Genomic DNA, 24380 nt, shown 5'->3' on the forward strand with positions numbered 1-24380 from the left:
GCACAGCCATTTGGTCAGGGCTTACGGTCCAATCTGGAGCGTTATCCCGGACCATTGTTTTGCAGGCGACATTGGCGTGTGGAAGCTGAATTATTCAGTTTGGGCTGCTTTCTCTTTTCCGAAAGAGGCTGGAACCCTGACTGATTGGTCTCTTGGGGATGGAATCGGGGCACCCATGGTTTTGTTTGGCCGGGAAAAGGAAATCGCCCGCGTCCTCGCGCTGATCCGGAGCCCCCGGGAATCCGCACTGGCGGTCACGGGCGGCCACGGGAGCGGCAAGTCAGCACTGCTGGCAGAGCTCCAGAATTTGCACGAGCACAGGACGGTGCTCCTCCGCGCCAATCCGTCAGAGTCGACGTGGCCGTTTTCCGGTCTTACGGCCCTGCTCAACGGAATCGACGATCCTGCGCTGACACCCCTCACCGACTATGTGGCCACCTCACCCCGCGGAACCCTCGACGCTGCAGACCTTTCGACGATGCTCCTCTCCGCGGTCCGGCAATGGACCGCAGACCGCACGGTGGTGGTTGTTGACGATGCCGAGCAACTGGATCCTGCCAGCCAGACCATTCTCGGCTTCGTGGCCCGGCGCCTTGCTGGTACAGGGCTCGTGCTCATTGTCAGCATGCGCGGTGAGGCGCCGGACAGTCCGTTCGCCCGGATGGCCACTCTTCACCTGGAGAATCTGAGCCATAGCGACATTGTGAGAATGCTCGAATCCCTGACGCCTGGGCCGGTCGGCCAGGCAGCAATCCACGCTGTTGCCGCGGCCACCCACGGCAATCCCTTGGCAGCGATTGAGCTCTACGATGAGCTGACTAAGCGCCAGGTTCAGGGGAAATACGCCCTCCCCATCCCCTTACACTGGGATGGAAGCTTTGAGCCTGATCTGGCGGCCTCGATTTCGGCGTTTTCGCCGCGGGCACGGCTGGCCGCCGATCTCCTTTCCCTTTCTTACCGGAGCAGCGCAGGTCTTCTGAAAGAAATGCCCGGGGACCTCTGGGCGGGCGTGGATGAAATTGTCTCCGCCGGAATTGCCGTCCGTACCGGATCGTACGTCAGAATTCAGAACCAAATGCTGCGCGCCCATATTTTCTCGGCCATGCAGCCGGCGGAAAGAACCGAACATCACCGCGCACTGGCTGCGGCCGCCGAAACCGCGGACCACGAGGCGTGGCCGTGGCATCTGAGCTACACCCCGGCCGCGCGCCGGGACACGTCGTTCAGCCTGCTCCGCCACGCGGTTGAACTTGTTCGGGCTGAGGAGACGCAATCCGCGGTCGAGTACATCGAGCGGGCCCTCGCCATCAACCCCTGGGAGGCCGAGACGGCCGCCAGGCTAGGCACCGTCGCGGAGGTGTTGTTCAGTAGGGGTGAATTCGTCCACGCGAAACGCTACCTGGACTGGGCGCAACGGATCACGAAGAACCGGGCCCTGACGCTGCGACTCACAGGGCTCGATTTCCAGATGGAGCTGATGAAGGGCAATTCCATGCGGCCGAGCATGATGATTCGGCTGATCAAGGAATTCGGGCATCACGATCCGGGACTCTCCGCCTGCCTCCTGTCCATCGGCGCCCTGCACATGGCCGAACGCTGGCAGGTCGAGGACGCCGGGCTGCTGTTGGAGCATGCGGAGCAGTTCCTGGGTGACGCGTCCGGCGAAGCCGTGGCCGTGAACCAGCGCGCAAGGCTTCTGGCCGACGCCGTCAAAGGGAGCGTTGACCGGATCTCGCGAGCTGCCGACGGCGGCGCCAACAGTTCCCCCGCGTCGCTGCTGCTCAAGGGCCGTGCCCTGACGTATGCCGAGAACTATGAAGGAGCCCGCGACCTCTTTTCCCTCGTCCGGAACCTGAGCGCGGCCAGCGATGCGAACTGGAGTGAGACTGCTCGGTATTTCGCGGCGGACAATGAAATCCGTGCCGGAAACTTTCGTTCCGCCGTGGCGCTGATAGACGAGATTGCCGGTTCCGCAACCAGCCAGCAGTATCACCGCGGGATGCGCAATAACTTCCTCCTCTGGCGGGCGTACTCCGTCGGCGACACGGTGGAGGCTCAGGCCTGCCTCGCAGAGGCCCAAAGGTTTGTCAGGGCCGACGCGCCTGCGCGGACGGTAGCGCAGTTGTTCGCGTGGCAGGGACATTTTGCGCTGATGCGCGGCGACCTTGAGGAGGCCGGTGCCCTGCTGTCCAGGGCTGCCGAAATTGGCATGGACTTCAGCAACCCGGCCCTTTTGCGCTGCGAGTCGGACCTCGTTGAAGTGCTCGTCAGGTCAGGTCACCGGCGCGAGGCCGCCCGAGCCCTCACCAGGTTGGAGTACAGGTCAGCCGGCCTGAAATCCCGATGGCTGCTGATGGCCGTGTCCCGCTCCCGCGCATTGGTCGCAGAGGGCGAACGCTCTTTGGAGCTTTTCGTTCAGGCCCTGGATTCGTGGCAGAAGGACGATTCCCTGTTCGAGCGGGCCAGGACACTTCTTTGCTATGCCGAGCGGCTGGAGACTTGCGGGAGGCATAAAGACGGCAGGAACGCCCTGCTGAGGTCAAAGGCGCTCTTCGAAGAGTCAGGCGCCGCCTCCTGGACGCAGCATGTTGACGCGATGCTGCTCGGCGACGGCGTGCGGGATGTTCCGGAGATCCAGAGCCCGGCCCTACTGCTGCTCACGGACCAAGAGCGCGAACTTGTTCAACTCGTGGCCCGGGGCCGGCGCAACAAGGAAATCGCCGCATCGCTGTTCGTGTCCGTTAGGACGGTTGAGGTGCGCCTCACTGCGATTTATCGGAAACTGGCAGTCCAGTCCCGATCCCAGTTGACGTGCCTCGTATCGGCCGGACCCACGCCATTCCCGGAGTTGGCCGGCGAGGAATCCCCTCTGGCTGTTTAGCGGCCCCCTGCTCCCCCGCTTCCTTCCTACACCTCCGGCACCTCCGGGGTCTGCCCGGAGCGGGATGAGCCGCGCCCTCGGAAAAAGGCGCCCCCCGCCACGTTCAATAAGGCCACATCCACAATCCCGCAGATCCCGCAGACTTCCCCTGCTTGGACCACATGGAGCCGCCGTTTCCCGTTTTTTCCGCTCGCGCAGGGCTAGTTTTTTCGTAGTGCACGGAGTGAACGGCCGAGATGCGTCGATGTGACCGGCATCCGCCGGCACGATTCGGAACGAATCGGCTTCGCGCCCAAAGGTTCGGCGAGAAAGTAGGTGGGGGATGACTGTTTGGCCAGTGGCACGTCAGTTCAGGCAACCTGACGGGACTAGTCCGGCCCCAGGCGCCGAGCGCCTCCTCGCCTGGGACGCGGCAGCAGCCGCCCCTTACAGGTTCAATCCGGCCGTCACCGGCCGGGTTGCCGGGTCCGTTGCTGCACAACGGACCCACGAACAAGAGCTGGCAGCTTCCGGACCTGACGGAACCCTCGTTCAGAAGCTGCCAGCCGTCGTCGCCCGCGGAGCTGCGGTACGGTTTCCGCGTCCGTGCGCCGGCGTCCCGGGCAACGGGAGGATGACCCGGTGAGCGAGCTTTTGCTGATCTCTGCCAGCGGGCTCGCCCGTGAGGTTCTGGCCACGGTTCGCAGCAGCGGGCGCTATGACGTCGTCGGCTTCCTCGATGACGACGAGGAGATGTCCGGGATTGAAGTGGACGGAGCGCCGGTTCTGGGAACCATCGACGACGCGGTCCGCTACACCCACGCTTTCCTTCTGGTCTGCGTGGATTCCGGCCGTCCCCGACAGGCCGTCGTGGAACGCCTGAGCGCGATGGGTATTGGCACCAACCGCTACGCCACCGTGATCGACGCGACGGTCCGAATGCCTGATGGATGCCGGATCGGCCGGGGCAGCATCCTGCTTCAGAACGTGACGCTGACGGCCTCGGTCACCCTGGGCGGCCACGTGGTGGCCATGCCGGGCGTCACCTTCACGCACGACGACGTCGTGGACGACTACGCAACGTTCGCCGCCGGCACTTCCCTTGGCGGCGGCGTGAGAATTGGCCGGGCGGCCCACCTCGGGATGAACTCCAGCGTGCGCGAACGCACTTCGGTAGGCTCCTACGCGACGATCGGCATGGGCGCCGCGGTTCTCGGGGACGTCCCCGACGGCGAAACGTGGGTGGGTGTGCCGGCGCACCCGGTCCGCGACGCGGGCTTCAACGCAACGGCGGCCGAGCTGTGAACCGCGCGGCGATCCGGCTCGGGTTCGGAAACCATGAAAGACCGAAGAAGCTGACGCGTCGTCCGTTAGTTTCGGTCGTCATCCCCTGTTACAACTACGCCCGCTACCTCCCGCAGGCTGTGGCATCGGTCATGAGCCAGGCCGGCGTCGAGCTGGACGTCATCATTGTCGATGACGCCTCCACCGACGCCAGTCCGCAGGTTGCGAGGCAGCTTGCCGCCGGGGACAAGCGAATCAGCGCGGTCTTGCACAGTCAAAACCTGGGACACATCGCGAGCTACAACGACGGCCTGTCTCGGGTCCAAGGCGAGTATGTTGTCTTGCTGTCGGCGGACGACCTGCTGGCGCCAGGATCGCTGGCGCGGTCCACAGCCCTGATGGAAGCCCACCCTGGCGTCGGGCTGGTCTACGGCTATGCCCAGGAATTTCACGACAAGGTACCTCCGACGGCCGAGATGCGGCAGTCGTGGTCGCTCTGGACCGGCGACGAGTGGACCCGGATCATGTGCAGGCGGGGATCCAACATCATCGTGAATCCCGAGGCGGTACTCCGGCGTTCCGTCATGGATCGGCTCGGCGGCTACCGGCCGGACATGCCGCATTCGGCGGATATGGAGCTTTGGCTGCGCGCCGCGGACCTCGGTTCAGTCGGACGAGTCAACGGAAACGTTCAGGCCTTCTACCGGGTCCATGGGCTGAACATGCACCTGACGGATTTCGGTGGTGGGCTGGCGGACATCCAGGCGCGACGTCATGTCTTCGAGGACATGGCCGGTGTGCCCGGATCGGCCCTGGACCGGCAACCCGGACTGTTGCGCATGGCCCGACACGCCCTGGCAGTTGAAGCAGTCCGCGCCGCCAACCAGGCACTCGACAGAGGCGGCATGCACGCGAGTGTGGCAAGCGAGCTGGCCACGTTCGCGGTCGAGACTGACGCCGGCGTTACCGGCTCTGCGCCGTGGAGGGCTTTCCGCATTCGCCAGAACGGCCGCATGTCCGCCTCTCGGCGTCGGCTCGCCGGCAAGGCGGATTACTGGCGCTGGTCCTTGCGGTGGCGCCGCTGGAGGCGATTTGGCGTATGACGGCGACCGCATCCCCCGGACTCAGGCAGCGCATCGGTCACGGACTCGCCTGGAGCAGCATCAACAGCCTCGTCCTGCGTCTGAGCGGATTCGCTGTGGGCATCGTTCTTGCCTGGCTCCTAGCGCCGGCTCAGTTCGGGGTTTTCGCCGTGGCCCTGAGCGTTCAGGCAGTGTTGATATCGCTGGCTGATCTCGGAATGAGCGCTGACCTCGTACGCTCAGAGGACCCGGCCAGGAAGGCGCCTACCGTCGCCACACTGGCCGCCGTCTCCGGAACCATACTGACGGTGACGATGGCGGCGTCGGCCCAAGGGCTGGCGGATCTGCTGGGCAGCCACGACGCCGGACCTGTCATCGCAGTCATGTCCCTGTCCCTGCTGTTCGCCAGCCTCGGCGTCGTGCCGTACGCGGCCCTGCAGCGGCTTTTCGCACAGAAGAAGCTTTTCGGCATTTCATGCGTTGAATTCGTTGTCGGGACCTCGCTGACTATCGCACTGGTGCTTGCCGGTTGGGGGGTTATGGGCCTGGCCGTTGCCCGGATCTCGGCGCAGGCAGTCTCGGTGGTCCTCCAATTTGTCCTCTCCGGGGAGCGCCCCCGATTCGGCTTCGACCGGCAAGTGGCCCCTGGGGTCCTGGACTACGGCCTGCCTGTAGCGGGTGCCAACATGTTGTCCTGGGCGCTGTTGAATGTTGACACCGTCGCCATCTCACGCCTTGCCGGTCCCGTGGCGCTCGGGTTCTATTTCCTGGCGTTTAACATCTCGAACTGGCCGATGAGCGCCCTCGGCCAGGTGGTTCGTTCCGTCTCGATTCCAGCGTTCGCCAGGTTGGCCCGGGGACGGGCGGATAAGAGCTTCGCGGCCATGCTCGGGCCGGTGTGGGCCGTCTCCCTGCTGGCCGGACTGATGTTGGCGGTTTTGGCCGGACCTGTGGTCGAACTTGTCTACGGGCCTAAATGGCTGCCCGCGTCATTGATCCTGGGCTGGCTCGGAATCTTCGGGGCACTGCGAACCCTCTTTGACCTTTCCGCTTCGTATCTCCTCGCTCGGGGCGCAGCCCGGGTCACGCTCGTCGTTCAGGTTGTCTGGATCGCCGGCCTCATCCCCGCCGTCCTGCTCGGCATCAGCCTGGCCGGAACGGCCGGAGTGGCCGCAGCTCACCTGGCAACAGCCCTTCTTGTTGTGTGCCCGGCCTACGCCTTATCCCTGCGCCGCAGCGGTGCAGACCTGCGGGCGGTGGCCTCACGGCTCTGGCCACCCCTGGCCGCGGCCGTACCGGCAGCAGCCGCCGCCATGCTCACGATTTCCCTCCTGCCGACCCCGGTGGCCCAACTTTTCGCCGGGGGTGCAGCCGGCGCGGGCGTCTACATTCTGCTGCTGGCCCGATGGTTCAACCGACAAGTCCGGGCCGCGGCCCGCTGCGTGACAGATACCGATACACCGGACCGCGGCAAAGAAGTATCGGAAACTCCAGGATCCACGAGCTGAAAAGGAACATCATGACTACTCATCGCGTGCCGCTGGTCGACTTGGCCCAACAGCAGCGGCAGATCAACGACACTATCCGTGAGGGCTTCAACCGGGTCATTGCGGAAAGCAGCTTCGTCCTCGGGCCCCAAGTCGGGGAGTTCGAAGAAGCCTGGGCACGGTACTGCGGCGCGCAGTTCGCCGTCGGCGTGGGAAACGGGACCGACGCCATCGAACTTGCCCTACGGGCGTCCGGCGTCAAGCCCGGAGATGACGTGATTGTGCCGGCCAATACCTTTGTTGCCACCGCGGGCGCCGTCATGCGTGCGGGCGCCAATCTTGTTCTAGCGGACTGCGACAGCGATTTCCTGGTGGCTCCCGGGAGTGTCGGGGAAAGGCTGACACCGCGGACCAAAGCCGTCATAGGCGTTCATCTGTTCGGCCAGGCGGCTCCCATGGAACTGCTTCGCCTGGCAACGAACGCAGACGTGACGCTTGTTGAGGACATGGCCCAGGCCCAGGGTGCACAACGCTTCGGCGCGCGCGCGGGAACGTTGGGCGACGTCGCTGCCACGAGCTTCTATCCGGGAAAAAACCTCGGAGCATACGGGGATGCCGGGGCCGTCATGACGAGCTCGGCAGCAATTGCCGACCAACTCCGGAAGCTTCGCAACCACGGCGGAATCACCCGCTATGAACATGGCGACATCGGATTCAACTCGCGGATGGACACCCTTCAGGCGGTGGTTCTGTCTGCCAAGCTCGCACTCCTGGATCAATGGAACCAAGAGCGGGCGGAGGCCGCGGAGCTGTACGCCACGCTTCTGGAAGGTCTCGACGACGTCGTTCTGCCCGCCACCGCGCCCGGCAACGAACACGTGTTCCACCTGTACGTCGTCCGCGTCCCCGGGCGCGACCGCGACCGTATTGTCGCCAGGCTGAACGCAAGCGGCGTTGGAGCCGGTGTCCACTATCCCCTGCCCATCCACCTGCTGCCAGCCTACGAGTTCCTTGGCCACCGCCGGGGATCCTTTCCCGAGGCAGAAAAACACTCACAGCAAATACTGTCCCTTCCCCTCTACCCGGGAATCACAACGGCCCAGCAGGAATTCGTCGCGGAGCAACTGCGTGCGTCTTTGGAGAAGTGAGAAAAATGGAGAATACGGTACAAAGCCTTGATCGACGGATCCGGGTCAAGCCCCGGACCGCACAGGCACACACGGCCACGGTGACGGTCGTGATTCCCTGTTACAACTACGCGAACTTCCTTCCCTACGCCGTCCACAGCTGCCTTTCCCAAGAAGAGGTTGAGGTCGACGTAATCATCGTCGACGACGCCTCCACGGACGCCAGCCTGTCCGTGGCCAAAGATCTCGCCGCAACGCACCCGAATGTCGCCGTGCTGGCGCACGAGCGAAACAGGGGGATGGTGTCTACGTTTAACGACGGAGCAAGAATAGCTTCCGGAGAGTTCCTGGTGCGGCTCGACGCGGACGACCTGCTAACTCCCGGGTCCCTTGCCCGAGCAACGCAGCTCGCCCGGGCATACCCCTCCGTTGGACTCGTCTACGGTCACCCGATTCACTTTGCCACCGAGAGCCTGCCGGAGCCCCGACGCCAGGCGTCGGCGTGGACTATCTGGCCGGGGTACGACTGGCTGAGGGGACGGTGCCGCTCCGCGCAGAACGTCATCACCTCACCGGAGGTGCTGATGCGCCGGTCCGTCCTTGAACACATCGGGTACCAGGCACCACTCCGGCATACACCCGACATGGAGCTGTGGCTGCGTATTGCCGCATTCGCGGACATCGCCTATATCCACGGCGCTGACCAAGCCTGGCATCGGGATCACCCGAACAGCATGTCGGCGACGGAAGTGGACGGCAGCCTGGATCTTGGCGAGCGGTATGAAGTCTTCGAAACACTCTTCGGCGGCCTAGCCGGGGAAATACCCGGGGCCGATGAGCTTTTCCAGGATGCCCGGGCGGCGCTGGTCAACGAGGCACTTTACACGGCTGGATTGGAACTCGATCGAGGCCTGCCTGATCCGGAGCTTTTCACGGCCTACCGAGCGTTCGCGAAGGATGTTGACCCCGGAATCGAGGGGTCGGCCGCGTGGGAGACACTGTCCCGAAGGGTCAACAGCCCCGCTCCGGGCGCCACCGCCGGAGTTCTGCCGTTCCTGCGCCGTGTCAAGGGCCGCATCCGCACCAACGTGAATTGGCGCAAATGGCACAGAAATGGGGTGTTCTAACGTGCAGCAGCAATGGAGGTCGATACAACGCTTGAGTGCCCGGTTGCGAACCAACGGTGCGAGAGACGTCGCCCAGCGGCTTGCCAAACGCACGGCCAGGAAGATCTCGACCACCTTTCGGACCTCAGAGCTGGATTTCCCGCTGCTGTATGGCGATATCGCCGACTCGACAGGCCTGCAGCTCCCAGCACCACCACCCCGTCCGTCTAGCGAGCCCCTCCGGATTGCCTGGATATGCACCCCTCCCGGGCCCGGGAGCGGAGGTCATACGACGCTCTTCCGCATGGTGCAGGAGCTGGAACGGCGCGGCCACGCCTGCACCCTGTTGCTCTACAACCGCCACGGCGCCGAACTGGCGCACCACACTGCCGTGATTCGCCGGCACTGGCCGTGGCTTCGGGCAGACATTCGCTACGTACCTGCCGAAATCGAGGGGTATGACGCGAGCGTGGCCAGCTCCTGGGAGACAGCCCATGTACTAGCCACGAGGGGGACGGCCGCGCAGCACAGGTTCTACTTCGTGCAAGACTTCGAGCCCTACTTCTACCCGCGCGGGAGTCTCTATGCGTTGGCCGAGGACACCTACAGGTTCGGTTTTCGGCACATCGCCGTCGGACACATGGTCCAGCACCTGATCGACGACGAATCAGGGGCGGCAGCCGTCGTCGCCCCCTTTGGTTGCGACACGGGAGTGTATCGCCTCGAGAATACCGGCGCCCGCACGGGAGTCGTGTTCTTTGCGCGCCCTGACGTGGACCGCCGGGGATTCCTGCTGGCCAAGTTGGCGCTGGAGGAATTTCACGCCAGGCACCCCGAGCAGTTGATCACGAGCTATGGGGACCGCCCGGAAAGTTGGGACATCCCCCATGTCCATGCCGGGAAGCTCTCGCCGTCCGATCTCAATAGGCTCTACAATCAGTCCGCTGCCGGACTGGCCCTCTCCTTCACCAACGTTTCCCTTGTTCCGGAGGAAATGCTCGCGGCCGGTATGACGCCCGTGGTCAATGATTCTCCTCTGGCCCGGATGGGCCTGAGCAATTCCCACGTGAGCTGGGCCAACCCGACACCGGCCGGGCTCGCTGCCGCCCTGTGCAGCGCAGTGGAAGAGCCTCCGTCGGCGGACCGGCTGGCGATGATCGCGGCGAGTGTGCGTCCCGGGTGGGAACCAGCACAGCGCGTTGTCGCGGACGAACTCGAACGCGCCTGCTACGGATACGCCCTGTCGCATTCAAAACCAGTAGGAGCAGGTGAACATCTTGAACAGTGACGTCACTGCAGCGCCCAAAATAGCCGGCGGCGACGCGTCGCACTTCGTTCTGACGCGCTTCAACGTGCGCTCTTTCTACCATGCTTCTGAACCGACTGACGAGTGGCTCCGGGAGCGCTTGCGGCTGTTCCGTCAGTATTGTTTGCCCGCGATGGCCGATCAGTCGTCCTCACAATTTTTGTGGCTGGTCTTCGTCGATGATCAAAGCCCGCAGTGGTTCCGCCAGGAAATCGAAAAGGATGCCCGGGGAACATTCGAAACAGTCTATGTCTCCGGTGCATTTACAGCGGAGACAGTTTCTGAGGCTGTAGCAGATCGAACGGATGCCCCCTACATCCTGACGACCAGGGTGGACAACGACGACGCCGTCGCGCGGGACTTTGTCCAAACGATACAGGGCTGCTTTCAGCGTCAGGACTTCGAATTCATCAACCTCGTAAACGGCGCCCAATATGCCGAAGGGAGGGCTTATTTGCGTCCCTACACCAAGAATCCCTTCCTGTCCCTCATCGAAGCGGCAGGAACGGCCGCGCCGGAGACAGTGTTCGTCGAACATCATTACCGTGTCGACGAACGCGGCCCAGTACGAAATATCCGGACTGCACATCCCATGTGGCTCCAGGTCATCCACGGCGGGAATGTCCTCAATGAAATTGTCGGACTCAGGGTCCCGGGGCATCGCATTGCCCGGTTCTTCAACTGCGGCCTCGACTTCAACGACAGTTTCGTCGACTTGTTCGCAGAGACTTCCAAGGGCACGGCCCGGATTCTTTGGCGCTTTGCGCGAAAGCCGGCTCGGGTCACCGAGCTTTGGCGGGCGACCTTCGCCAAGAGAATCAGCCGGAGCTGACCGTTGCAGCGTGTTAAGGTGTCGGGCTCCTGCCAAGAGGCGGCGATGGCCGCCAGGCCCCGCTGCATTGTGCACTGCTCGATGCCCTACAACGGTCGCGGCTGGGCCGAGACCTGCGCCTTGATGGTCAGCCGGTTCCCCGGACAGGGACTCGCGCCCACGGTGGTGCTGCCGCGCGCAACCCGGTCAATGGCTCCGGGGGTACACGTGGTGGAAAGCATCCTATACCCGGCGTCACGTCTGCCGTGGCGGCTGATCGAACCGATGAGCGATGCCGCCCTCGACCGCGCTTACCGCCGGGAATTGCGGCGGGCCGACCCGGCGGCAACAGTCGTCTACGCGTGGCCCGGGATCTCGATCGAGCACGTGGCGGCCGCCAAGGAACGCGGGTTCCTCGTGGTGCGGCAGATGATCAACTCGGGCCAGGCCATGGCCAAGCGCCTCCTTGACGGCGCCTACGTCGTGCGCGGGCTCGAGCCACGGCACGGCATCTCCGAGCAGGCCGTGGCTCTCGAGAAGACCGAGCTCGCGATGTATGACCACGTACTTGCGCCGAATGCCCTCACGGCCGAGTCGCTCCTCGAGGTCGGGATCCCCGCGGACCGCATCGTGCCGACGAGCTTCGGCTGGTCGCCCAAGCGCTTCGGGCGGGTGGGCGGCGCCCGCCGCGTCCACGACTCGCGGCCGCTCAGGTTCCTTTTCGTCGGGCGAGCCGGGCTACGAAAGGGGATCCCCGAACTGCTGGAAGCCTGGGAACTCGCCGGGGAGCCTGGCGAGCTGTTCGTCGTCGGCGACGCCGAACCTTCCGTGCATGATCTACTGAACGCCGCCGTCTGCCGGGGGTCGGTAGTGCACGTCCCCTTCACGGACAATGTTGGGTCCTTCTACGCGACGAGCGACGTGTTCGTCATGCCGAGCCACGAGGAGGGCGGACCGCAGGTCACGCTCGAAGCCGGCGGATTCGGGCTGGCTGCGGTGGTGACGCCGATGGGGGAGGCCCGTCTCATCGAGCACGAACGCAACGGCCTCGTCGTCCCGGCTGGCGATGCCGCCAGCTTGGCTGCGGCCCTGCGCCGGCTGGCCGACGACGGACCGCTGCGGCAAACCCTCGGTCGACAGGTCGCGGTGGACGCCATGGCCTTTACGTATGACCGGGTAAGTGCACGACACGCAGACCTGCTTGTCGGCTTACTACGGGCCCGCAACGGCGGGTAGCCCTTCACGAAGACCAATCGGTCATTCGGGGATTACCCCGACAACGTGATTGCGGGCTTGGTGGGCATAGCCCCGGTGGGGGCGTCGGAGACTACGGCGCCGACCGCACCATTGACGCTGATACCCCGAACATCATAAACAGCAGCCCTGCGGACATGGGGAAGCCCAGCCCATCGAAGAATGCGAACGATAGGGCAGTGGCCGCCACGGAGGCCGAGACCGCCGCACCCAACTGGCCCATGCCGGCGTCGGCGGATCGGCCTGTCGCCTTCCACGGAATGATGATTGACATCACCACAAGAACCAGGAATGCGGCAAGGCCCAGCACACCGACCTCGATCAACAAACCCAAAAACTGATTATCAAGAATCAAATATTGCGGTAGGAAAGTGCTGAATCCGCGGCCCAAAAACGGACTCCGCTGAGCTATTTCAAAAGCCGCGGCATAAGAATTCGTTCTTGATGCTGTGCTCGAATCATCTGCCACGCCAAGGAACATTCCTTTCAGCGTTCCCGCCATCCCGGGGACAGCCGAATACATGATGCCCCCCAACCCGACTGCCGCAAAAACGGCATACAAGCGGACCTTGGGTGACCAACGAGGTGAAAGAACCAGAATTCCGGCGAGAACGCCAATGAGTGCTGAACGGGAAACCGACAGCATGGAGGCAAACGTGATCACCATTGCCGGAACCCAGCGAATGAACACGGCGCGATTGGTGTCGGTCATGGCCAAAGAGATCGCAATCGGCAGTGTCATGCATAGCACCACCCCGTATTCCAGCGGGTGAGCCGCCATCCCTTGGGGCCGGATGAACCCTCCTCGGCCCTCCACGCCGGAAAGGGAGGAATCCACGGCGAACCCAGGCAATGAGATCCAGTCAATTAGCGATTGTCCCGTCCAGAACTGGGCTAGTCCCAACGACGCCATCAGGGTGCCCGCAAGCACGATGCGCCGGAGGAAAGTTTGCAGGCGTTCCCGCGTCCGAATTCCATCGGCGGCAATGAGCGCGATGCCGACCCATCCCGCCAGACGCAGCATCCCGCTGTCGGCCGGACTCGATTCCGCACCCGGCAGACCGCGGAAGTTTGCATAGGCATAGCTGGCCAGAACACAGCCGACGAACACCAGCAAGGCCGTCCGGATGACTCGGGCACCTCCTTTATAAGGAACGACCACCCCCACTCTGTTCCAGATCCACCAGAGAAGGCCCACGAGGCCCCAGAGCGTGGAGGGCCTGCCGGCCGAGCCCAATACTGGAATCGTCAGATAAGAAGGGAGGGCGCAAACAAGCACGAGATAAACCGTCAGAAACGATGTAGCGTCCCAGCCGGGACGCTCTACCGGGTAAATCTCAGGCTGTGGTCGCGGACTGCGCCGCAGTTTCAGTGGCACGGTGCCTCGTCCTTTCCGAGCGGCGACGTGATCGCGCCCATCTGTCAGAGAGGGCCGCCGCAGAGGCAGTGAGACTCAGGCCCAATACCCAGACGGCCGCGCTGGCTTTGGCTTCGCTCGTCCGGGTTCGGGAATAGGCGAAGACCTCCGGCCGCAACGGCACGGTCTCCACACCGATCCTTACGTTCTTCCCGACCCCGCTTTCATCTTGAATGGAAGTCGAAGCCGCCGAAATGTCGCCAGCCACCTCGTACAAGGCAGAAGACACGCGTTCGGGGCTGGAATCGACCGCCTGGATCCGGATGACGGGCGCATTGAAAATTCTCTCCCACTGTCCACCGGCATCAGCCATCGTGACGGAAACCCCTTCCCGGACACCGAGTCCGTACAGCTCGGCCGTTGGCGAGGATAGCTTCACGGAGGGTCGTACGGCGTTGACCCTTACTGCCACTACGCTGGTGAAATTTATCAGGGGTTGCGCAAACGTATCGTCAGTCCTCGACGACGCCACCCCGCCTGGCACGACAAAAACCACATCCATCTGCGCCGCATAGACGCGAGGAGTGAGCATGAGCGCTGTACAGACGAGCCATGTGCAGGCGACCCCTGCCACAACGACGTACCAGCGTCGTAGCAGCAGGGAGAGCAGCTGCGCCATGGTCATGGCAGCGTAGCCCGAACGTTGGCCTTATGGGCTGGTTCCACAGACTCCTCATCCCCCGTGTCCGGCTCGAGCGGCCGGGATTCCGGTGACTTTGCCCCCCGCAACCGCCGCGGCCTTCGCCCCGGGGCCGGGTCCGGCGTTTCGGTCGACCCTCCCGGGGCCGGACGTTCCGCGCTTCCACGCCTCATTCGCCTGGCAAGCAGCAGCCCGTCCAACATTCTGGCCAGGAGCACAGTGCCTACGGCTCCGGCTCCTGCGGTGACGATGATGAGCTGCAGCTGGGCCTTGTTCTCCATGCTGGACTCGGGAGCCACGACGATCGTCTTCAGATTGATCCTTGAGTACTCCGGGACGGACAACTCGTCCTGCATGGCTTTGAGCGTGGCCGGCACAGTGCCCAAAGCGGCCTTCAAGCCGCCCATCGTCTCGCCTGGGTTAGGGCTGGAGACCTTGACAACAACGACTGCCCCGCTGGTGGACCGGTCCGCGTCGACGCTGTAGGTCATGGCTGGAAAATTCTCCAGGACGGGCGCGCGCACCTCTGCTGCATTGGCCCGTCGTGTCAGTACGTCAAGTGCCTGCGACATTCCCACTAGGTAGAGGTAAGGGTTTCCGGTGGCCCCCACCGTCGCCGACGGAGGCATGAGCACAAGACTGCCGCTGGCTTCGTAGGTAGCAGGAACCCTCTCATACACCACAGCACACATACCTGCGGTCAGGGCGAGGCCGGCCAGCACCACGTACCAACGTCTTGCGAGGCTTCTAATAAGTTCCTTCAGTTGCATCTGCTTCCCCCCTCACAGGGCCCGCCTTTCCGACAGACAGTACTTCCTTTACCCTGCTGAGACCATCCTTGCCCAAGACCAATATCATGAGCCATTTAACCGTCGATCTGCCACGTTCGCCCAAGTATCGAGCAGGAGCCGCCACTAAGTTTTCCCAGCGCAGTGCCCTGTCAGAAGGATAACCGGTATCGGGTGAAATAACCGGAAAACTTTTAACATGAAGCACAGCTGAAACCATTCTCCCTCGAACCCGATTGCTCACATTTCCGCCGTGAACTACCTGCAACCAGGCGGGGGATCCAGCAATTTCCCGGACAGGCATGCTTTTACCGAGGAGATTGTGCCAGTCGGCCCAGCACGTCACCGGTTCATCCCACGATTCGACCACTGAACAAAAGGCATTTCGGCGGTCGATTCGTGAGTAGAGGTTCTTTCCTTTCAGTATCAGGCCCCGGGAAAAGTAAATCGCCGTCCGGCCGGTCGGGATGCCGGCCTGAATTTGAAGCCGTTCGGCAAAATCCACGGCTAATCCATCATCATTGTCGAGATTTGTCGTGACCAATCTTTTCCGCGGTTTTCCCACGACCTCGATCAGATCTGCCAGCAGCTCCTCGTGGTTGACGCTTTCCCGGAAGATCGGCACAAAGCCGCCATCGCCGGCGAGCCGGGGAATCATCTCCTTTAGCCATGAAGGACTCTCGGGATCGAAATAGACCACCCAACGGAAGTTCCCGGAAGTCTGTGCCCGAACGGAAGGCAGGCAGAATCGCTCGAAGAGATCAACCCTGTCCCTGAGCCAGCCCTCCTGCGCGCGGACCTGGCTTTCCCTGCCCGCCGTGGGCAGGTTGAAACGGGTCAGCAGAACGTGGTCCACCTCGAAGCCCCGAGAACCAGACACAGACATGCCATTCATCCTTTCGCTGCACTCCCGGTCAATGTGAAGACCGAGTTCGGTCCGGCCGTCAGGTTTACTGTCCCTTCGACCATCAAAGCGTCATCGACGGCCTTCATATCGCGTCCGGAATCGGTGATGAACGTGGACAACGGCATCGTCCCGGTCAGTCCCGGTAGTCGCACAGTTACTTTCATCGCCGAGTCGGACGTATTCCGTCCGAAGACCGAGACCCGTCCTGACGCCGGGTCCTGGAAGGCCACTACGTCGACGCTTTCGTCACTGGACGAAGCCGCGATGCGGACAGCATCACGGGGCGTGTACCGGATCAATTGCCGGAGGACGAAGTACGCCTTGCGTGGACTGTACGTATGCTGGGCGGCGTCATAGGCGAGGAGGCCCCAGTAGCCTTCACTTTCGTGGTGTTCGTAATAGCCGTCCCACGCGTCGTATTGCATGAGCCCCGCGGCGCCCTCCAGCAGGAGACTGATCGCCAGGGAGGCTGTCTGCGCGGCGGATGACCAGTCGGCGGGGTTCGGTGAACCCGTGTCACAGCCCGGGCAGGGCCCGGAGAATTCCGTGACCCAGTAGTCCAGGTCGGGATGGGAGGATTTGGCCAGCGCCTCCGCCGCACCACCGGAGCCGCCGTCGTAGCTGTGGATCCCGAAATGCGCCATCCGGGACATGACCAGGGAATCCTCGTCCAGTGCCTGCAGATATTCGGAGGTGGCCTTGCCGGCGGAGGCTGTGTCCGGTCCGACGAGCCGCATGTCGCGAAGGCCCAGGCCGTCCAGGCGGACCACAAGTTTGTGCAGGAGCCGTACATATTGTTCCGGCGCCACCTGGGGTCCTTCGATCCCGTTCCAGTCGGTCTCGTTCATGGGGCTAAGCAAGGTGAAGTCCAGCTTCCGGGCATTCCGTCCGTAGGCGACCATGGAAGCAATCATGCGGACCCACTGGTCCTCGGCTGCCGTGTCGATGTGATTGCCACCCATCCACTCCGGCACGCCGCCCATGACGTTGACCATGACCTGTTGTCCAGGCTTGGACGAGATGTACTCAATGGTGTTCCACAGATCGGCCATCTTGCCGCGTTCGTAGATGGGTGTGTAGCGGGCCCAGTCAATGGTGGCGGGGTTGGACGGGTCCTCTTCCGTTTCCCAATCGGCCTTATCGATGATCACGCGCCAGTTGACCTCGCCTAGATCGGCAATCATGTCGATCGCGGGCCGGAGCCGGCCGTTGTCCCAGCTGTGGACGTTCGCGTTCACCCCCAGTCCCGAGACCGTCTGGAAGCGCAGCGGCCCCTCGGGACTGGGGGTATCTGACACAACAGGTCCGCTGGACGCGGGCTGGGACGCAGATTCCCGCCGAACGTCCGCGGGGCTGCCGGAACACGCGGTGATCAGCGCCATGCACCCCGCGATCCCCGCGGCCGCGAAGCGTTTGACGGCTCTCATCCGTGTTCCATTCTTCCCCTTCACGGCTATTGACTAACGACGACGTCGACCCAGTAGTTGGTGTTGTTGTAGCTGTCCGTGGGGAACCCTGTCGAGGTGCCGTACCGGTACACGCCGTTGGGTCCGTCCGTGCCGGATGCGAGGCCATGCAACGGTGCCTTGTCAGCGGCGGATGTGAAGTATCCGCTGTTGGACGAGTAGGAACCGTTCGGGGCGTAGTAGGACACCACATAGGTGGTGTTCGCCGAGATCGGCACCGGCGAGGAGAACGTCGCCTGCTGCCAGCCCGAGGCCGTCTCCCCCGCGAACGTCACCGACGCCAGGAGCGTCCCCGTGGCCGTCCACAGATGCCCGATGTGGGTTCCGGTGTTCGAACTGCCCTTGTAGAACCGGACACCCGTCACCGTCCCGGCCACATCCGACCGGAACTTCATCCCCAGTTCCACGGCATTCGGGTCATTGGCCGCCAGGGTGGCAGGCACCGACGTCGGATTGAACACGGTGCAGGGACACGAGGACGGAGCCGCGGCCGTGGTGAATGTCCACGAGTACGGCGCCATGGTCTGCCCCGTGGCATTTGTCGCACCGCTGACCGTGACGCCGTACGTGGTGCTAAACGCGAGAGCACTCGAAGGAGTAAAAGTCGCGGTCCTTGTCGTCGAGTCATAGCCGACCGTGCCGGCCACCGCTGCGTTGGCCGCGTCCTTCACGGAGAACACCACCGAAGCAGCCGTCACCGCCTGATCAAACGTCGCGGCAGGCTTCACCGCCACATCGACAGCCGAGGCGCTGTTCGCCGGCGACACCGACGAAACAACCGGCGCCGCGTTCGGGGAGGTGGTGGCGAGAACGACGTCGACCCAGTAGTTGGTGTTGTTGTAGCTGTCCGTGGGGAACCCTGTCGAGGTGCCGTACCGGTACACGCCGTTGGGTCCGTCCGTGCCGGATGCGAGGCCATGCAACGGTGCCTTGTCAGCGGCGGATGTGAAGTATCCGCTGTTGGACGAGTAGGAACCGTTCGGGGCGTAGTAGGACACCACATAGGTGGTGTTCGCCGAGATCGGCACCGGCGAGGAGAACGTCGCCTGCTGCCAGCCCGAGGCCGTCTCCCCCGCGAACGTCACCGACGCCAGGAGCGTCCCCGTGGCCGTCCACAGATGCCCGATGTGGGTTCCGGTGTTCGAACTGCCCTTGTAGAACCGGACACCCGTCACCGTCCCGGCCACATCCGACCGGAACTTCATCCCCAGTTCCACGGCATTCGGGTCATTGGCCGCCAGGGTGGCAGGCACCGACGTCGGATTGAACACGGTGCAGGGACACGAGGACGGAGCCGCGGCCGTGGTGAATGTCCACGAGTACGGCGCCATGGTCTGCCCCGTGGCATTTGTCGCACCGCTGACCGTGACGCCGTACGTGGTGCTAAACGCGAGAGCACTCGAAGGAGTAAAAGTCGCGGTCCTTGTCGTCGAGTCATAGCCGACCGTGCCGGCCACCGCTGCGTTGGCCGCGTCCTTCACGGAGAACACCACCGAAGCAGCCGTCACCGCCTGATCAAACGTCGCGGCAGGCTTCACCGCCACATCGACAGCCGAGGCGCTGTTCGCCGGCGACACCGACGAAACAACCGGAGGTACGGGACTGGACGTCGTCGCGAAGACAACGTCGACCCAGTAATTGGAATTGCCGAAGCTGTCGCTCGGGAAGGAGCTTGCACTGCCATAACGGTAGACACCGTTGGATCCGTCCAGGCCGCTGACCAGGCCGTGTAGCGGTGGCGCATCAGCTCCGTTATTGAAGTAGCCGGCGTCAGCGGAATAGGAACCGTTCGGGGCGTAGTAGGACACCACATAGGTGGTGTTCGCCGAGATCGGCACCGGCGAGGAGAACGTCGCCTGCTGCCAGCCCGAGGCCGTCTCCCCCGCGAACGTCACCGACGCCAGGAGCGTCCCCGTGGCCGTCCACAGATGCCCGGTATGGGTTCCGGTGTTCGAACTGCCCTTGTAGAACCGGACACCCGTCACCGTCCCGGCCACATCCGACCGGAACTTCATCCCCAGTTCCACGGCATTCGGGTCATTGGCCGAAGCTGTTGTCGGCACCGAATTTGAGCTGAAAACATTACACGGGCAAGTGACGGCAGCGGCAGTGGTGAACGCCCACGAATAGGGGGCCGCCATAGTCTGCCCCGTAGCATTCGTCGCACCGCTGACTGTGGCCGTGTAGGTGGTCCCAGGGCTGAGGGCCGTACCGGGAGTAAACGTCGCGGTCCTGGCCGTCGAGTCATAGCCGACCGTGCCGGCCACCGCTGCGTTGGCCGCGTCCTTCACTGAGAACACCACCGAAGCAGCCGTCACCGCCTGATCAAACGTCGCGGCAGGCTTCACGGCTGTGTCGACGCTGACGGAGTTGTTGGTCGGCGACACGGCCGCGATCGTCGGCGCGGCCGGCGGCGCCGCCGTCGTGAACGTCCATGAATATGGTGCCGCCATGGATTGTCCCGTGGAATTCGTGGCACCACTGACCGTGGCCGTGTAGCTGGTACTGAAGGACAGGGGTGACCCGGGGGTGAACGTCGCTGTGTTCGTGGCCGAGTCGTATGTCACCGAACCTTGGACGGCAGTGTTTGCCGCGTTCTTCAGAACGAACGTGACAGACCCGGCCGTTACCGCCTGGTTGAAGGTCGCGGAGGGCTTCACCGCGACGTCGACGCCTGTTGCATTGTTGGACGGTGACACCGATGAGAGTGCCGGGGCGGGGCTGCTGGACGGCGTGAAGACAGCATCCACCCAGTAGTACTCCGCGTCATAGACCTGATCAGGGAAGGAAGACGACGCACCGTATTTGTAGAATCCGTTCGGGCTGCCGGGCACGCTGCGTGTGAAGTGCAGCGGGGCCCCGCCCGTGCTGCCGTTCCCGGCAGGTGCCGGCGAGGGATGGTTGTAGAAGTAGGCGGCGTCCTGGGCGTAGTGGCCGGCCGGCGCGAAGTACGACACTACGTATTTCGTGTTCGCAGTGACTGCGAGGGGCGGGGACAGAGTGGCACTCTGCCAGCCGGTCGCCGATTCACCGCTGAAAGTCACTGTGGCAAGCCGCTGTCCGGATTCGCTCCAGACGTTGCCCACGTGCGTCCCGGTGTTCTTGGCGGACTTGTAGAACCGCAAGGCGCTGATGGTTCCAGCGACGTCGGAGTAGAACTTAGCCCCGACCTCTGTTCCATTTGTGTCACCGGCGTCAGGAACGGCCGGACTGACATTGACGCCGATCATGGAACACGGGCATGACACATTCGTGACTCTGCCGGCAGAGGGCGATTCGATGTTGCCGCTGTCATCAACGGCCCTGGACCGCAAAGTCGACGTCGGGTTTCCGTGCGCATTCCAGCTATACGTCCAGCTTGAGGTGCCCGTCGCCGGACGCCAGCTTGCACCGCCGTCGGTCGAGACCTCGACGCCGGCAACCACGCCGCCGGTATCGGCGGCCGTGCCCGTCACGGTCACAGTCGTGCCGTCCGAGACCGTCGATCCTGCCGCAGGTGAAACGATCGTTGATGTCGGAGCCGTCGAATCGGTCGACGCCGCAGCAGCCACCAAGCCAGCCGTGATAGTCGTTGGCTGCGTGCCCATGTCAGCGAAGAGATTGACCGTGGCTTGCTGCATGTTCTTGTCAGCCGCTTTTCCTGTGGTGAAGCCGTCCAACCCCCAGGACCACTGCACTGTGCCCGAACCAAAGACCAGGGCTCCGCTCTGAGCCCTGTACATTGTCAGGTTGTGTGTCGCGGCCTGACCGCCCAGCGTCCTGGAACCATAGTCGGTGAAGACTTCCGCCGATGAACTGACGGTGTTGGAAAGCCGGAACGAGCCGGCCGGCCGGAACCCGTTGTCGGCGTCGATGTCCCACTCGTAGCCCAGGGTGCCGACCCCGGCGCCCAGGGTGGCCGAAGCTCCGGCGGTCAAGTTCGCAATGGCGGTCCCGCGCCATAGCCTGAGCTGTTTGTAGGCTGAGGGGACCACGATGTCGGTGGTTCCGGAGTTGACGATGAAGAACTGCCCTGTCAGGGAATTCTCCGGGTTACCTCCACCACCGGCCGTCCCGTAACGCGGGTCCCGCCAGGTTCCGGTCCACGCGACCGGGTCTGTGGGCCCGTCAAAGTGCGTGTCCTTGTAGGACACGAGGGTCCTGTCCGCCGTGTTCGTGCCATCGGAACTCGGTTCCAGTCTCGTCTTCCAGAACATTTCATTGCCGCTGAAGAACGCCAGGTTCACACCGGCATCCCGGGCTGCTTCCACGTTCGCCCGTTGATCCGCCGTCCAGTACTCGTCGTGCCCCACTGACATGAAGACCTTGTGATTGAGCAGCAGCGGAGCCCGGGTGGAGACGTCGATCCCGCTCATGTAGCTCACGTCGTATCCGTTGGCCTCCATGAAGCGGATCATCGGGTACTCGGCGTACATCAGCCAGCTTCTGCCTTGGTCGTCCGCTGCTGAATTGAAGGGCCGGTTGTACGAGACTTTGAATGCAGACTTGTAGGACAGCGGTTCCCCCGCCGGGCAGGACACTGTGCAGCTGTACAGGCTGTTGCCGCCATAGGTGTTGTATGCCTGCCATGTGGAATCCGACGTTTGAAAGAGCATGGCGGAGTGCGCAGCATCGTCGCGGACCACGAAAGGGATGACGCTCACGCCGGTGGTATCGTTGCGGACCAGCCGGGCCAGATAGACGCCGGACACCGCTGTATCCGGCACCTGCCATGTGGCCGACACCGCCCAGTTACCGCAGTCAATGAGACCCGTTGCGGAGAAAGTCGCGCACGCCGGCTGGGTCTGCGGCAGGGCGGCACTCGGCAGCACGTTGGCCGCAATCTTGCGCGCGCCAAGTCCCTGGTAATAGCCAAGGCGATAGATATCGATGTGATACGAAGTGGCCGGAGTCTTGATCTTGAACTTGATCGAGCTGCCGATATTGACGCTCATGGACGTGGCATAGCCCTGGATCGTGCTGCTGCCCGCGCCGGTAACCTGCCACTCCGAAGCCGGGTTGCCTGTCTGGGTGTTTTCGCAGGCCACTTTGCTCACAATCGGCGCGGTGCATGGCCCCGCCGCGGTCGCCGCCGGGACGCCCAGGACGGACAAGGCCGCGGCGAGTAGGGCCGTAATCACGGCGGTGACTGTCGGCCGGATCATCCGTCGGGGCAAAAAGGCGTGTGCAGACTTCACTGTGGACTCCCTGCTGGGGCGCGGTCGCTCTAGGGTGCGGCCACGGCGTCTGCACTACCTTGGCCTGACGAGGACACCGATAGCTCGGAGCCCACGTGTTTGGTGCTGTTCAGTTGTTTTGAAGCCGGTCGCACCTGGAAGCGTCGGGATGACTTTCCGCGGCAGTCCGGAACCTGGACCACCAACCGTACGGGGCTTCCCTACGCCTTGAACTCTAGGACCGCCCCGGGACCCCAGCCAGAGCTTCGGAGTCAACTTTGTGGGTATCCGCAGGATCCTTGTGGATCTGCAGTTTGCGTCGCAACCCTCCCTGACCTGCTGTTACGCCGTCTTCTGTTACGCCGCGGCGCGGAAGAACGTCCGGGTTACCGTGGCCAGCCAGTGCGGGTCCTCGACCCCGCAGAGCTCGCGCGCCGAGTGCATCGACAGCAGGGGCACACCGACGTCGACCGTCCGGATCCCCAGCCGGGTCGCGGTCAGCGGGCCGATCGTCGAGCCGCACGGCATCACGTTGTTGGAGACGAACTCCTGGTACGGGATCCCGGCGTCGGTGCACAGCCGCGCCCAGAGGGCGGCCCCGGCGGCGTCGGTCGCGTAGCGCTGGTTGGCGTTGATCTTCAGAAGCGGGCCGCCGTTCAGGACCGGCCGGTTGGCGGGGTCGTGCCGGTCCGGGTAGTTCGGGTGCACGGCATGGCCAGCGTCCGCCGAGACGCAGAACGACGCCGCGAAGGCCTGACGGCGCTGGCTTGCCGAGGCGCCGAGCCCGTCACTGATCCGCACCAGGACGTCTTCGAGGATGGGACCGCACGCGCCGGAGCGGGATGCCGAGCCGATTTCCTCGTGGTCAAAGGCGGCCAGCACGGCGATCGGCGCACCGTCGGGCAGCGGCGTGCCAGCGTGGGCGATCAGCGCCGTGAGCCCGGCGTGCGTCGCGGAGAGGTTGTCGAGCCGGCCGGAGGCGAACAATTCGCCCTTTGCGCCGAACACCGCCGGGGCCTGGGTGTCCGCGATGACGACGTCGTAGCCGCCGATCTGCGCCGGATCCACCTCGGCGTCCGTGACCCTCGCCGCGAGGAGGCCGAGCAGGTCCTCGCCGGCAGGATCGCCCAGGCCGAACACCGGGTTCATGTGCTGCTGCTTGTCCAGGGCCAGGCCCTCGTTCACGGCCCGGTCCAGGTGGATGGCGAGCTGCGGGAAGCGCAGCAGCGGGCCCGTGGCCGTGAGGTGCTGGGTGCCGTCGCGCAGGACGAGGCGGCCGGCGAGCTGGAGTTCGCGGTCCAGCCACGAGTTCAGGAGGGGTCCGCCGTAGACCTCGACGCCGGCCTGCAGCCAGCCGAACTTGCCCGTGGTGGGCTTGGGCTTGAGTTTGAAGGACGGCGAATCGGTGTGGGCGCCGAGGATGTTGAAGCCCGTGGTTGGGCCGGCGCTGGCGGGCACCACCCAGGCGATGAGGGCGCCGTCGCGGATCACATAGAACTTGCCGGCCGCGGCGGATGCAGTCCCGTCCCACGGCTTCAGCTCGTCGAGGCCCGTGAAGCCCGCCCCGTCCAGCCGGCGCGCGGCCTCGTGGACGGCGTGGAAGCTCGACGGCGACGCGCTGACGTAGGCGCCGAGGTCCTGGATGTGCTCTGCGGCAGTGCTCGGTGTTGGCATGGATTTGAGTCTAGC

At 63.8% G+C, this 24380-nt stretch carries 16 protein-coding genes; 9 read left to right on the top strand and 7 right to left on the bottom strand.

Annotated elements, in window-relative coordinates:
• Positions 1–175: 175 nt before the first annotated feature.
• The 9 genes from LDO15_RS21985 (at position 176) to LDO15_RS22025 (ending at position 12299) form a co-directional block, all read left to right on the top strand.
• On the top strand, positions 176–2881 hold the full coding sequence (locus tag LDO15_RS21985) for a LuxR family transcriptional regulator (protein WP_223982450.1): 2706 nt from the start codon (positions 176–178) through the stop codon (positions 2879–2881).
• Between the two features lie 621 nt (positions 2882–3502).
• A complete protein-coding gene (locus LDO15_RS21990) occupies positions 3503–4165 on the top strand; it encodes a NeuD/PglB/VioB family sugar acetyltransferase (protein ID WP_223982453.1) in 663 nt (220 codons plus the stop codon).
• Positions 4162–5247 carry a glycosyltransferase gene (locus LDO15_RS21995; RefSeq protein WP_223982457.1) on the top strand — a complete coding sequence of 362 codons (1086 nt, stop codon included), beginning with the start codon at positions 4162–4164 and terminating at the stop codon, positions 5245–5247. Before LDO15_RS21990 ends, LDO15_RS21995 begins: the two co-directional genes overlap by 4 nt.
• Entirely contained in the window at positions 5244–6734 is a 1491-nt protein-coding gene (locus LDO15_RS22000) for a lipopolysaccharide biosynthesis protein (RefSeq protein ID WP_223982460.1), read from the top strand. Before LDO15_RS21995 ends, LDO15_RS22000 begins: the two co-directional genes overlap by 4 nt.
• 11 nt (positions 6735–6745) lie before the next feature.
• Positions 6746–7861 carry a DegT/DnrJ/EryC1/StrS family aminotransferase gene (locus tag LDO15_RS22005; RefSeq protein ID WP_223982463.1) on the top strand — a complete coding sequence of 372 codons (1116 nt, stop codon included), beginning with the start codon at positions 6746–6748 and terminating at the stop codon, positions 7859–7861.
• A 5-nt stretch (positions 7862–7866) separates the two neighbouring features.
• Positions 7867–8967, top strand: a complete 1101-nt coding sequence (locus LDO15_RS22010; RefSeq protein WP_223982466.1) for a glycosyltransferase family 2 protein — start codon at positions 7867–7869, stop codon at positions 8965–8967.
• A gap of 283 nt (positions 8968–9250) precedes the next feature.
• Positions 9251–10234, top strand: coding sequence for a glycosyltransferase family 1 protein (locus tag LDO15_RS22015; protein ID WP_223982469.1), 984 nt, complete (start codon positions 9251–9253; stop codon positions 10232–10234).
• Positions 10215–11084 (top strand): glycosyltransferase, encoded by an 870-nt coding sequence (locus LDO15_RS22020; protein ID WP_223982472.1) that lies wholly within the window; start codon positions 10215–10217, stop codon positions 11082–11084. Before LDO15_RS22015 ends, LDO15_RS22020 begins: the two co-directional genes overlap by 20 nt.
• 81 nt (positions 11085–11165) lie before the next feature.
• Positions 11166–12299, top strand: coding sequence for a glycosyltransferase (locus LDO15_RS22025; RefSeq protein ID WP_223982475.1), 1134 nt, complete (start codon positions 11166–11168; stop codon positions 12297–12299).
• Positions 12300–12390: 91 nt separating this feature from the next.
• Here LDO15_RS22025 and LDO15_RS22030 read toward each other — a convergent pair whose 3' ends face one another.
• From LDO15_RS22030 to LDO15_RS22060, 7 genes are all read right to left on the bottom strand, one after another.
• Entirely contained in the window at positions 12391–13695 is a 1305-nt protein-coding gene (locus LDO15_RS22030; RefSeq protein ID WP_223982477.1) for an O-antigen ligase family protein, read from the bottom strand.
• Positions 13655–14353, bottom strand: coding sequence for a hypothetical protein (locus LDO15_RS22035; protein ID WP_223982479.1), 699 nt, complete (start codon positions 14351–14353; stop codon positions 13655–13657). Before LDO15_RS22035 ends, LDO15_RS22030 begins: the two co-directional genes overlap by 41 nt.
• A gap of 2 nt (positions 14354–14355) precedes the next feature.
• Complete coding sequence (locus tag LDO15_RS22040; RefSeq protein ID WP_223982480.1) at positions 14356–15144, bottom strand: hypothetical protein; 789 nt, start codon at positions 15142–15144, stop codon at positions 14356–14358.
• On the bottom strand, positions 15122–16048 hold the full coding sequence (locus tag LDO15_RS22045; RefSeq protein WP_223982482.1) for a glycosyltransferase: 927 nt from the start codon (positions 16046–16048) through the stop codon (positions 15122–15124). The genes LDO15_RS22040 and LDO15_RS22045 overlap by 23 nt, the downstream gene beginning before the upstream one ends.
• A gap of 5 nt (positions 16049–16053) precedes the next feature.
• Positions 16054–17496 (bottom strand): glycoside hydrolase family 30 beta sandwich domain-containing protein, encoded by a 1443-nt coding sequence (locus LDO15_RS22050; protein ID WP_223982484.1) that lies wholly within the window; start codon positions 17494–17496, stop codon positions 16054–16056.
• A gap of 26 nt (positions 17497–17522) precedes the next feature.
• Positions 17523–22655, bottom strand: a complete 5133-nt coding sequence (locus tag LDO15_RS22055) for a DUF4082 domain-containing protein (RefSeq protein WP_223982486.1) — start codon at positions 22653–22655, stop codon at positions 17523–17525.
• A 393-nt stretch (positions 22656–23048) separates the two neighbouring features.
• Positions 23049–24365 carry a M18 family aminopeptidase gene (locus tag LDO15_RS22060; RefSeq protein WP_223982489.1) on the bottom strand — a complete coding sequence of 439 codons (1317 nt, stop codon included), beginning with the start codon at positions 24363–24365 and terminating at the stop codon, positions 23049–23051.
• Positions 24366–24380 lie beyond the last annotated feature (15 nt).

This window comes from Arthrobacter sp. NicSoilB8, assembly GCF_019977355.1.
Classification (GTDB): domain Bacteria; phylum Actinomycetota; class Actinomycetes; order Actinomycetales; family Micrococcaceae; genus Arthrobacter.